We start from the raw sequence: 12508 nt of genomic DNA, 5'->3' as shown, positions 1-12508 counted from the left end.
TCGCAACGGAGTGCCAAATGAAAGCCACGCGTCTCGCGCTTTTGACCGCCAGCCTCATCGCCATTGCCGCGCCGGCGGCCGCGCAAACCGGAAAGCCCGCTTACGGCAATTGGGGCATCGACAGCAGCGCCATCGACGGATCGGTCAAGCCGGGCGACGACTTCTGGGACTACGTCAACGGCGCCTGGGCCAAGCGGACGCAAATCGCCGCGGATCGCACGTTCGTCGGCATCGATTCCGTCCTCAACGACCAGATCGACAAGGATGTGCGGTCGATCATTGAGGCCAAGGCTCAAAATCCCGCGGCATCGGGCAAGCTCGGTCAGCAGATCGGCGATTATTACGCGACCTGGATGGACACGGCCGCGATTGAGTCGCTCGGCACGGCGCCGCTCAAGCCCTACCTTCAACGCATTGCGGCAGTGAAGAACCGGACCCAGCTTGCCGAACTTTTCGGCAGCAACGGCTTCGCGTCGCCGATCAATCCCTACATCCAGCCGGGCAACGATGACCCGACGCATTACGTCGTCAACCTGTACCAGGGCGGGCTGAGCATGCCCGGGCGGGACTACTACCTGCTCCCGGGCGCCAAATACGACGCCTTCCGCGCGGCCTATCGCGATTATGTGATCCGGATGCAGGAATTGGCCGGAATTCCCGATGCGGCGGCAAAGGCCGACCGGATCGTCGCGCTTGAAACGGCCTTTGCGAAAAGGATGTGGACTCCGGAACAGAGCCGCGATGCCAAGGCCACCGACAATCCGATGACGGTCGCGCAGCTGAAAAGCTACGCGCCGGGTCTTGCCTGGGCCTCGTTCTTCAAGCCGCTCAAGCTCGCTGATCAAAAGCGGGTCGTCCTCAACCAGAAGACGGCCATCCGCGACGAAGCCAAGCTGGTTCAGTCGGTGCCGCTGTCCACCTGGAAGGAGTGGCTGGCCTTCCGTTTCATCAGCGACAACGCAACTTACCTCCCGGCGGCGTTCGACGAGGCGCGCTTCAATTTCTTCTCGAAGACTCTGCGCGACGTTCCGACCCAGCGGGATCGCTGGAAGCGCGGCGTCGAAATGGTCAACGGCGCGCTTGGCGAAGGCGTCGGCCAGATTTACGTCGCGGAGCATTATCCGCCCGAAAGCGACCGGCAGATGGGCGAACTCATCCGCAACTTCCGCGCCGCGCTGGAAGAGAAGATCCGCACCAACACGTGGATGGACGAGCCGACCCGCAAGGAGGCGCTCAAGAAGCTTGCAAGCTTCGATCCGCGCACCGGCCACCCCGCCAAATATATCGATTATTCCTCGCTTGAGGTCCGCCGCGGCGACCTGCTTGGCAATGCGCTTCGCGCTGGGGAGTTCGAATGGGGACTGCTGGTCGAACGGATGAAGAAGCCCGTCGATCGCTCGCTGTGGGGCATGCTGCCGCAGACGAACAACGCCTATTACGACCCGTCAAACAACCAGATCACCTTCCCGGCCGCGATCTTGCAGCCGCCTTACTTCGATCCGAACGCCGACGCGGCTTCGAACTACGGCAGCATCGGCGCGACCATCGGGCACGAAATCGGACACGGTTTCGACGACCAGGGCCGGCTTTACGATGCTGAAGGGCGACTTCGCGACTGGTGGACCCCGGCGAGTTCCGCAGCCTACATGAAGCAGGCGAACGCGCTGGTGAAGCAATATGACGCGTACGAGCCGATCCCCGGCGTCCACATCAAGGGCCAGCTGACGCTGGGCGAGAACCTTGGCGACCTCGGCGGCCTGGAAGTGGCTTACGCCGCCTATCGCAAGCATGTCGAAAAGACCGGTGAGCCGCCGCTGATCGACGGCCTCACCGGCGACCAGCGCTTCTTCATCGCTTACGGCTACAGCTGGCAGAGCAAGGCGCGCGAAGGCGCATTGCGAGCGCAGCTTCTGTCCGACCCCCATTCACCGGCGAAATACCGGGTCAATGGCGCGGTCCGGAACATGGATGCCTGGTACAAGGCGTTCAACGTCAAGCCGGGCGACAGGCTCTACCTGCCGCCGGATCAGCGGGTCCATATCTGGGGCGCCTGACGCTCGTTCGGCTAGGAAACCGGCGCCTCCCGGGCTAGGGGGGCGCCGTGACCGCCACCGTTCACCCGCTCCGAACCTCGCGCGAAGCCTCGCTCGAGCCGATGATCGCACTCGTCGCCGACGACATGCACGGCGTCAACGCCGTCATCCTCGAGCGCATGCAAAGCAAGGTCGCGCTGATCCCGGAGCTTGCCGGCCACCTGATCGCCGGCGGCGGCAAGCGGATGCGACCGATGCTGACCCTCGCTTGCTCCGAACTGCTCGATTATCCCGGGACTCGGCATCACAAGCTGGCTGCCGCGGTGGAATTCATCCACACGGCCACCCTGCTCCACGACGATGTCGTCGACGGGTCGGGCATGCGCCGCGGCAAGCGCACCGCGAACCTCATCTGGGGCAACCCGGCAAGCGTCCTGGTCGGCGATTTCCTGTTCAGCCGCGCCTTCGAATTGATGGTCGAGGACGGCAGCCTGAAGGTGCTCAAGATCCTCAGCCGCGCGTCGGCCGTCATCGCCGAGGGCGAGGTCGACCAGCTGACCGCGCAGCGGCGGATCGAAACCGACGAAGACGATTATCTGGCGATCATCAGCGCCAAGACCGCCGCTCTGTTCGCGGCCGCCTGCCGAATCTCGCCGGTCATTGCCGAAGCTGGGGAGGACGCGGAACTCGCGCTCGACGTCTACGGCCGCAACCTTGGCATCGCCTTCCAGCTGACGGACGACGTCATCGACTATGCATCGAACAGCGAAGTCATGGGCAAGGGCGTCGGCGACGACTTCCGCGACGGCAAGATGACGTTGCCGGTAATCTTGGCTTACGCGCGCGCCGGCGGCGAGGATCGGGCTTTCTGGCGCGCTGCCATCGGCGGCGAGCGCTGCAGCGACGAAGACCTTGTCCGTGCCATCGACCTGGTCCGGTCGAGCGGGGCGATTGCCGACACGATCGAGCGCGCCCGCCACTACGGCCGCCGCGCGATTGACGCCCTCGCATCGTTCCCGGCGGGCAAGGCGAAAGCGGCGCTGGTCGAGGCGGTCGAGTTCGCGGTCGCCCGGGCCTATTAGGCAAGCCGGCTTGATTCGACGCCTAGGCTTTGCCACTCCGCGCACATGACCGTTGCCCGCATCTCCGAACTCGATCGCAAGGCCACCCAGTCGGGCCGCGCCAACGCCGGCCTGTGGCTGCTCGAGTTCGAACGGACGGAGCCGCAGCGTCCCGACCCGCTCACCGGCTGGAACGGCTCGGGCGATACCGCCACGCAGGTGCGCCTGACCTTCGCCACCCGGGATGAAGCGGTGGCCTACGCCGATCGACACGGCATCGATTATCACCTGGTCCCGGCAACGCCGGTCAGCCTGAAATTGCAGGCCTACGCCGACAATTTCCGTTGATCCGAGACAGACTTGCGCCATTCCGGCCGTAAGGGCAGACTAGCTCCGCCGAGCTAGGGGGAAGGCTGCACGCTCCAATTGCAATCGTCATCGGGACCCGCCCCGAGGCGATCAAGCTCGCCCCAGTCGCCGAAGCGCTGTCGAAGCGCGGTATCGTGCCGAGGCTCATCTTTACCGGCCAGCACCCGCTGTCCCCGGCGGACTACGGCCTGTGCGGCTACCCGGCCATCGTGCTGGATTGCGCGGGAGGCGCCGATCCGCTGTTTCATGTCGAGCGCGTTCGCACGGTCGCCGGAAGCGCGCTTGCCGGTTGCTCGCTCGTCATCGTGCAAGGGGACACCTCCTCGGCGCTCGGCGGGGCGCTGGCCGCGGCCGACCGGTTCCTTGCCGTCGCTCATGTCGAAGCCGGACTGCGCAGCCACGACCGGCGGCAGCCCTGGCCCGAAGAAGATTTCCGTCGCCGGATCGACTCGCTTGCGGCCCTGCTGTTCGCACCCACGGCGTTGAGCGCCGCCAACCTGCGCCGCGAACGCATCGCGGGCGCGATCCACATCACCGGCAACACGGGCATCGACGCAGTGCTTCGCCTTCGTCAGGAGCGCGAGCCGCACGCGGTCGCCTCCCCAGGCCTGCCAAGAATCCTCGTGACCTGCCACCGGCGCGAAAGCTGGGGCGCGGGGCTGGCTGGAATCGCTTCGGCGCTACGGTCGCTCGCCGATTCAGGCGCGGCAAGCATCGATGTGGTATTGCACCCCAACCCGACGACCGCGCGATTCGTGGCCGATGCGCTCCGCGACGTAGCCTCGATCCGCCTTTCGCCACCGCTCCCGCATGTCGGCACGATCGATCGGCTGGCGCGGGCGGACCTGGTACTCAGCGATTCCGGCGGATTGCAGGAAGAATGCGCGGCGCTTCGGGTGCCGTTGCTGGTCCTGCGCGAACGGACGGAGCGCCCCGAGGCGATCGCTTGCGGCGCGATGCGGTTGGTCGGCACCGACCCGGACCGAATTCTCCACTACGTCGGGGTCGCGCTGCGCGGGCGGGCATTGGTGCCTCGGCAATGGGTAAATCCCTATGGCGACGGTCGCGCGAGCGAGCGAATCGCCGCCTTGATCGTCGATGCGCTGGCGCGGTCCGGTGCGATATTACAGAGGACGGGCTAAGCTTTTTGGAAACCCCCTCGCCGGCGAGCGTTACTGCTCCATGTTAATAACGGGGGGCTGAAGAGACAAAGCAATGCACGCGTTCATCATCGAAGACCAATATCTGATCGGCCAGTCGCTTCAGGACATGCTTGAGCGGCTGGGCTTCAACTCTTTCAGCTTTGCCCGCTCTGAAGATGCGGCGGTGATGGGCGCCAATGCCCAGAACATCGACCTGATTACCGCCGACGTGCGGCTCCTGCCCGGCGACGGGGTCAGCGCGGTGAATGCGATCTGCGCGAAGCGCGACCTGCCCGTCGTTTTCATCACCGGCTATGCCGACGAGTTGATCGACCGAGTGCCCGACGCAATCGTGGTTCAAAAGCCGGTCGACGAGGCGGAATTGGCGACCGCGGTGCGCACTGCGCTGGGACAGCGGCAATCGGGACGGCAGTCCTAGACTAGCCTAGGCGCTCACCTTGGGCGCCATCGCTCGACGGATCGCGCCTGAAATATCCGACAGCGAAAACGGCTTCATCAGCAGGTCGACGTCGCTTGGCCGCTCGCCGATCTCATTTTCGTCGGCATAGCCGGTGACGATGATCGCCGGCAGCTCAGGATGCTGTTCGCGAATGACCCGAACCACCTCGGTCCCGCTTTGCCGAGGCATTGCATAATCGGTGATCACCAGGTCGACGCCGCTCCCGTCACGCTCCAGGAGCGCGATCGCTTCAGAACCGCTGCTCACTTCGACGGCCTGATGGCCAAGGTCCGCAAGCATGGCCGCGGTGGTCCCGCGCACTTCCGGATGGTCGTCGATCAGAAGCACCTTGAACGCGCCCTGCGGCTCCAGGTCGTCGATGTCCGAGGAGCGCTTGGCCGCCGGAGCTTCATTCTCCGCGGCGCGTGGAAGCCACAGTTCGGCGGTCGTGCCCTTCCCGACCTCGCTGGTCAGGCGCAGCGTGCCGCCCGATTGCTTGGCGAAGCCGTAAACCATGCTGAGGCCAAGGCCGGTGCCCTTGCCAACCTCCTTGGTGGTGAAGAACGGTTCAAGCACCTTTTCGAGCAGGTCGGGGGCAATGCCCGAGCCGGCATCTACGACCGAAACGACGACATAATTGCCGCCAGCGAGCGGCAGCGGGTCTTCCTCCGTCACTTCGCGATTCTCGGCCAGCACGCTGATCGTGCCGCCGTCCGGCATCGCATCGCGCGCGTTGATGACGAGGTTCATCAGCGCCAGCTCTAGCTGCGAGCGGTCGGCGAACGCACACCACGCATCCTTGGCGATCTGCCAGTCGAGCTCAACCAGGCCGCCGAGCGTGTGCGTCAGAAGCTCATCGACGCCCTCATGGAGCGAATGCATATCGATCGCCGCGGGCTCGAGCTGTTGCTGGCGCGAGAAAGCGAGCAGCCGCCGGACCAGTTCTGAGCCTTGGTCGGCCGCACGACGGGTCATGGTCAGGATCCGCCGGTGCTCGTCCGAAAGTTCGGCGCGCCGTTCGATCAGGCCAAGGCCGCCAAGGACCGCCGCGAGCAAATTGTTGAAATCGTGCGCGATGCCGCCGGTCAGCTTGCCGATCGCATCCATTTTCTGCGCCTGCACGAGCTGGCTTTCAAGCAGCCGCCGCTCGGTCACGTCGGTCAGGGTGCCGGCAAATTCGTGCGGCCGGCCATCCGGGTCCTTGAGCAGGACCGCCTGGTCGTGAAAATGCTTGTAGCTGTCGTCGGCGCACCGCCAGCGGTACTCGACGGAGAGGCGCCCGGTGCGTTCGCGCTCGGCCAGCGCGTCGAGCACGCGATGGCGATCGTCCGGGTGAAGGCGTTCGCCCCACAAGGTCGGATTTTCGATGACTTCGGCGAAACTGTAGCCGGTCATGGCATGAAGGTCGCCGCTGACGAACTTGGGGCAGCGCGGGTCGCAGCCCAGCGGCTCGAGGTAGAGCACGATCGGAAGCGACTGGATGATCGCCGCCTGCCGTTGCTCGGCCTGGCGAAGATTTTGCTCCGCTTTCAGCTTCTCGGCATTGGCGCGCAGCGTCGCGTCGAGCAGCGCCTGCTCGTGCCGCGCCTTGCGCTCAATTTCCTTGGTCTTGGCGAACAGGTCGACGAACACCGCGACCTTGGAACGCAGGACCACCGCCTCGACCGGCTTGAACACATAATCGACCGCGCCCATCGAATAGCCGCGGATCAGATGTTCGTTCTCCTTGTTAACCGCGGAGAGGAAAATGATCGGGATTCGCTTCGACTGGTCGCGGCTGCGGATTATTTGCGCAGTTTCATAGCCGTCCAGGCCAGGCATGAAGACGTCGAGCAGGATGACCGCGAATTCGCCCCTCAGCAATTGCCGGAGCGCCTCCTCGCCGGAACTGGCGGTGACGACCTCGCCAACATCCTCAAGCACCGTCTCGATCGCCAGCAGGTTGCGCTGGTCGTCGTCGACGACGAGCACGCGTGGACGCTCGCCCGTTTCCTGGTCGGTCACGGGCGCCGCATCGCCTAGCGCGTCGGTTACGACATCGATCGGGCTGCTATCGTCCAATTTCACTCCGCGGCTTCAACGACCGGCTGCTCGCTTTGAGCCATGTCGCGGGACCGCGCCACCCATACCCGAAGCAGGGCTAGCAGCAGGTCGATGTCGACCGGCTTGGCAATATAGTCCGAAGCGCCGGCATCGAGGCACTTCTGGCGGTCGCCCTTCATCGCCTTGGCGGTGACCGCGATCAGCGGCAGATGCGCCAATGCAGGGTTACGCCGGATGTGCTGCATCGTCTCATAGCCGTCCATTTCCGGCATCATGATGTCGATCAGGCCGACATCAATGCCCGGGGTATTCTCCAAAATGTTGATCCCGTCCTTGCCGCGTTCGGCGTGAAGCACCTCCACGTCGTAGCTTTCAAGAACGCTGGTCAGTGAGAAGATGTTGCGAATGTCATCGTCGACGATCAGCACCTTGGTCCCCGCCAGCTCGGCGATCTCGCGGCTTGCCGCCGACGCGCTGACCTTTTTCTTCTTCTTGCCGCGTGCAGGCTTCGACTTCGCTTCGTCCAGCAGGTCGGTGAATAGCTTGGCCAGCTCTTCCTGCTCGGCCGGTTTCTCGGTCACGCCAAAGGCGCCCATGTTGACGACCGATTCAAGGCGGTCGGCACCCGAAATGACGTGGATCGGGATGTGCGCCGTATCCGGATCGTGCTTGAGCAGGTCGAGCAGGACGAACCCGTCGATATCGCTGAGGCCAAGGTCGAGCGTGATCGCATGGGGCTGCATCTTGCGCGCCATTGCCAGCGTTCCACCGCCGGCCGTCGCGACGACGCCTTTCCATCCGGCTTCGCGCGCCAGTTCCAGCAGGATCGAAGCGAACGTCGCGTCGTCCTCGACGATCAACACGAACGGGTCGTTGCCAAGGTTGTCGCGGTCGTCGCTGACTTCCTCCGGCGCCGGCAGGGCCGTTGGCACCATCGCACCGCTGTTGTCGTAGCGTGCCGAACTGCCGCCGGTGACGCCGGCATCGGCGACAGCTTCCAACGGCACGTACAGCGTGAAGGTGGAGCCTTCGCCCGGCTTCGAGCGGACCTGCAACTCGCCGCCGAGCAAGCGAGCGATTTCGCGGCTGATCGACAGGCCAAGGCCAGTGCCGCCATATTTGCGGCTGGTCGTGCCGTCGGCCTGCTGGAACGCCTCGAAGATCAGCTTTTGCTTGTCTTCGGGGATGCCGATCCCAGTATCGGTGACTGAGATCGCGATCGCTGAATCCGCAGTGCGCAGGACCGGGTGGTTGCGGCTCCAGCCTTCGTTCGCGCTGCGTACGTCCAGCGTGACGCCACCCTTGGCCGTGAACTTGAACGCATTCGACAGCAGGTTGAGCACGATCTGCTGAAGCCGTTTTTCGTCGGTGCGGATCGCCGCAGGCAAACCGGCTTCGAAGTTGACGTTGAAATCGAGGCTCTTGTCGGCCGCAAGCTGACGGAACGTGCGTTCCATGTGCTGCTTCAGCGTCACCATTGGCATTTCGCCGACCTCGATCGTCACCGTGCCGGATTCGATCTTCGACAGGTCGAGGATGTCGTTGATGAGGCTGAGCAAGTCGGCGCCGGCGGAGTGAATCGTCCGCGCGAATTCGACCTGCTTCCCGTTCAGATTGCCCTGCGGGTTTTCGCTGAGCAGCTTCGAGAGGATCAGCAGCGAGTTGAGCGGTGTCCGCAGCTCGTGGGACATGTTCGCGAGGAACTCGGACTTATACTTGGATGTCAGGGCGAGCTGTTCGGCTTTCTCCTCGATGGCGCGGCGGGCCATGTCGATTTCGATATTCTTCGCTTCGACCTGCTTCTTCTCATTCTCGAGCAGCTGCGCTTTCTCCTGCAGCTCCTCGTTGGTCGCGTGCAGTTCTTCCTGCTTCGTGGTCAGCTCGGTCTGGCGCGCCTGCAGCTCAGTCGTCAGCAGCTGCGACTGTTTGAGCAGCCCCTCCGTGCGCATGGTCGCGGCGATGGTGTTGAGCACGATGCCGATCGATTCCACCAGCTGGTCGAGGAAGTTCTGGTGGGTTTCGTTGAACTCGTTGAACGAGGCGAGCTCGATCACCGCCTTGACTTCGTCCTCGAACAGGGCCGGCAGGATGTTGACGTTGGCCGGCTTGGCGTGGCCGAGCCCGGACCCGATGCGGATGAAGTCCGGCGGCACGTCCTTGAGCAGGACCGGCCGCTTGTCCGCCGCCGCCTGGCCGACCAGGCCTTCGCGCAGCTTGAATTCCTTTTTCAGCTCGTCAGTGTTCTCCGCGCCGTAGCTGGCGACCAGCTCAAGCTTGGTTTCCTCTTCTTCGCGCTTGGTGACGTAGAACACGCCATATTGCGCGTTCACCAGCGGCGCGAGTTCGGACATGATCAGGTTGGACACGGTGGTGAGATCGCGTTCGCCCTGAAGCATCCGGCTGAACCGGGCGAGGTTGGTCTTGAGCCAGTCCTGCTCCGCGTTCTTCAACGTCTGATCCTTGAGGTTGCGGATCATCTCGTTGATCGTGTCTTTCAGCGCCGCCATTTCGCCCGACGCTTCCACCGCGATCGACCGGGTAAGGTCGCCCTTGGTGACCGCGGTCGCCACGTCGGCGATCGAGCGCACCTGGTTGGTCAGGTTGGCGGCGAGCTGGTTCACGTTGTCGGTAAGATCGCGCCACAGGCCGGCGGCGCCCGGCACGCGGGCCTGGCCGCCAAGGCGCCCTTCGATACCCACCTCGCGGGCCATGTTGGTCACCTGGTCGCCGAAGGTCGACAGAGTCTCGATCATGAAGTTGATCGTCTCGGCCAGCGCCGCGATTTCGCCCTTCGCGTCGAGCGTCAGCTTGCGCTTCAGATTGCCCTGCGCAACGGCGGTCACGACTTCGGCGATGCCGCGCACCTGGTTGGTCAGGTTGGTCGCCATCAGGTTGACGTTGTCGGTCAAGTCTTTCCACGTCCCGCCGACGCCCGGCACCTTCGCCTGGCCGCCAAGCTTGCCCTCGGTACCCACTTCGCGGGCGACGCGAGTCACCTCGCTTGCGAAGGCGTTGAGCTGATCCACCATGGTGTTGATGGTGTCCTTCAGCTGAAGGATTTCGCCCTTCACCTCGACGGTGATCTTTTTCGAAAGGTCGCCCTTCGCAACCGCGGTCGTGACGTCGGCAATGTTACGCACCTGGCCGGTGAGGTTTTCCGCCATCAGGTTCACGTTGTCGGTCAAATCCTTCCAGGTGCCGGCAACGCCGCGCACCTGCGCCTGGCCGCCAAGCTTGCCTTCGGTACCGACCTCGCGCGCCACGCGGGTCACTTCCGAAGCGAAGCCGTTGAGCTGGTCCACCATGGTGTTGATGGTGTTCTTCAGCTCCAGGATCTCGCCCTTCACGTCGACGGTGATCTTCTTGGACAGGTCGCCCAGCGCCACCGCGGTGGTCACTTCCGCGATGTTACGCACCTGGCCGGTAAGGTTCGCGGCCATTGCGTTCACATTGTCGGTCAAGTCCGCCCACGTGCCGGCGACGCCTTCCACCTTCGCCTGGCCGCCGAGACGCCCTTCGGTACCCACTTCGCGGGCCACGCGGGTCACTTCCGAGGCGAAGGAGTTCAGCTGATCCACCATGACGTTGATGGTGTTCTTCAGCTCCAGGATTTCGCCCTTCACGTCGACGGTGATCTTCTTCGACAAATCGCCGCGGGCCACCGCGGTCGTCACTTCGGCGATGTTACGAACCTGACCGGTCAAATTACCGGCCATCAAATTCACCGAGTCGGTCAAGTCCGCCCAGGTGCCGGCGACGCCTTCCACCTTTGCCTGCCCGCCGAGCTTTCCTTCCGAACCCACTTCGCGGGCCACGCGGGTCACTTCGGAAGCGAAGCCGTTGAGCTGGTCGACCATGGTGTTGATCGTGTTCTTCAGCTCAAGGATTTCGCCCTTCACCTCGACGGTGATCTTTTTCGACAGATCGCCCTTCGCCACCGCGGTGGTCACGTCGGCGATGTTGCGGACCTGGCCGGTGAGGTTCGCGGCCATGAGATTCACATTGTCGGTCAAGTCGGCCCAGGTGCCGGCGACGCCAGGCACCTGCGCCTGCCCGCCGAGCTTGCCTTCGGTACCCACTTCCCTCGCCACGCGGGTCACTTCCGAAGCGAAGCCGTTGAGCTGGTCGACCATCGTATTGATGGTGTCCTTCAGCTCCAGGATTTCGCCCTTCACGTCGACGGTGATCTTCTTGGACAAGTCGCCTGACGCCACGGCGGTCGTCACTTCGGCGATGTTGCGGACCTGGCCGGTAAGATTGTCCGCCATCAGGTTCACGTTGTCGGTCAAATCGGCCCAGGTGCCGGCGACGCCTGGCACCTGCGCCTGGCCGCCGAGCTTGCCCTCGGTGCCGACTTCCCTCGCCACGCGGGTCACTTCGGACGCGAAGCCGTTGAGCTGGTCGACCATGACGTTGATGGTGTTCTTCAGCTCAAGGATTTCACCCTTCACGTCGACGGTGATCTTCTTGGACAGGTCGCCCGAGGCCACGGCGGTGGTCACTTCGGCGATGTTGCGCACCTGGCCGGTCAGGTTCGCGGCCATGAGGTTCACGTTGTCGGTGAGGTCCTTCCAGGTCCCGCCGACGCCCTCCACCTTCGCCTGCCCGCCAAGCTTGCCTTCGGTGCCGACTTCGCGGGCCACGCGGGTCACTTCCGACGCGAACGAATTGAGCTGGTCCACCATGGTGTTGATGGTGTTCTTCAGCTCCAGGATTTCGCCTTTCACCTCCACGGTGATCTTCTTGGACAAATCGCCGCTGGCGACCGCGGTCGTCACGTCGGCGATGTTGCGGACTTGCGAGGTGAGGTTGGTCGCCATCGCGTTGACGTTGTCGGTCAGATCCTTCCAGGTGCCGGCGACGCCGCGCACCTGCGCCTGCCCCCCCAGCTTGCCTTCGGTACCGACCTCGCGCGCCACGCGCGTTACTTCGGAGGCGAAGCTGGCGAGCTGCTCCACCATCGTGTTCACGACCTTACCGATGCGCAGGAACTCGCCGCGCAATGGGCGGCCGTCGATTTCGACGGTCATTGATTGGGACAGGTCGCCCTTGGCGACCGCGCCGATGACGCGCGCGACCTCGGCCGTCGGCTGCACCATGTCCTCGATCAGTTCGTTGACCGAGCGCACCGCCGATTCCCAGCCGCCGCGCGCATTCTTGATGCGCCCGCGCTGGGTGATCTTGCCTTCCTTGCCGACGACCTGGGAAAGCCGCTCGAACTCGGTCGTCATATCCTCGTTGATGGTGACGACTTCGTTGAAGAGGCTCGCGATCTCGCCATCGACACCTTCCGCGTCCTCCGGCAGCCGAACCGAAAAGTCGCCGCGTCGAAGCGCTCGAAGCGCCGAAACCAGCTGGCGGCGATCGATGAAGTCGCGAGGGTTCTGGGCGTTCACTCAA

Annotated in this window: 7 protein-coding genes; 5 read left to right on the top strand and 2 right to left on the bottom strand. The window is 64.0% G+C overall.

The annotated features are described in order from the left end of the window. Nucleotides 1-17: 17 nt before the first annotated feature. The 5 genes from G7078_RS03730 (at nt 18) to G7078_RS03710 (ending at nt 5044) form a co-directional block, all read left to right on the top strand. Nucleotides 18-2054, top strand: coding sequence for a M13 family metallopeptidase (locus G7078_RS03730; protein WP_166093128.1), 2037 nt, complete (start codon nt 18-20; stop codon nt 2052-2054). A 47-nt stretch (nt 2055-2101) separates the two neighbouring features. Then, nucleotides 2102-3115 (top strand): polyprenyl synthetase family protein, encoded by a 1014-nt coding sequence (locus G7078_RS03725; protein ID WP_166093126.1) that lies wholly within the window; start codon nt 2102-2104, stop codon nt 3113-3115. Nucleotides 3116-3160: 45 nt separating this feature from the next. Further along, nucleotides 3161-3442, top strand: coding sequence for an ETC complex I subunit (locus G7078_RS03720; protein ID WP_166093124.1), 282 nt, complete (start codon nt 3161-3163; stop codon nt 3440-3442). 155 nt (nt 3443-3597) lie between these two features. After that, nucleotides 3598-4605 (top strand): non-hydrolyzing UDP-N-acetylglucosamine 2-epimerase, encoded by a 1008-nt coding sequence (gene wecB / locus G7078_RS03715; protein ID WP_206367471.1) that lies wholly within the window; start codon nt 3598-3600, stop codon nt 4603-4605. A gap of 73 nt (nt 4606-4678) precedes the next feature. Then, nucleotides 4679-5044, top strand: a complete 366-nt coding sequence (locus G7078_RS03710; protein WP_166093122.1) for a response regulator — start codon at nt 4679-4681, stop codon at nt 5042-5044. Between the two features lie 6 nt (nt 5045-5050). On the opposite strand, the gene G7078_RS03705 is transcribed toward G7078_RS03710, so the two are convergent. Together G7078_RS03705 and G7078_RS03700 are read right to left on the bottom strand one after the other, a co-directional pair. Further along, nucleotides 5051-7126 carry a response regulator gene (locus G7078_RS03705; protein ID WP_206367470.1) on the bottom strand — a complete coding sequence of 692 codons (2076 nt, stop codon included), beginning with the start codon at nt 7124-7126 and terminating at the stop codon, nt 5051-5053. A 2-nt stretch (nt 7127-7128) separates the two neighbouring features. Continuing rightward, nucleotides 7129-12504: a HAMP domain-containing protein gene (locus G7078_RS03700; protein WP_166093120.1), complete on the bottom strand. Its 5376-nt coding sequence runs from the start codon at nt 12502-12504 to the stop codon at nt 7129-7131. Nucleotides 12505-12508 lie beyond the last annotated feature (4 nt).

It is taken from the genome of Sphingomonas sinipercae (assembly GCF_011302055.1).
GTDB lineage: Bacteria > Pseudomonadota > Alphaproteobacteria > Sphingomonadales > Sphingomonadaceae > Sphingomicrobium > Sphingomicrobium sinipercae.
This window is presented reverse-complemented; position numbering and strand designations above follow the sequence as displayed.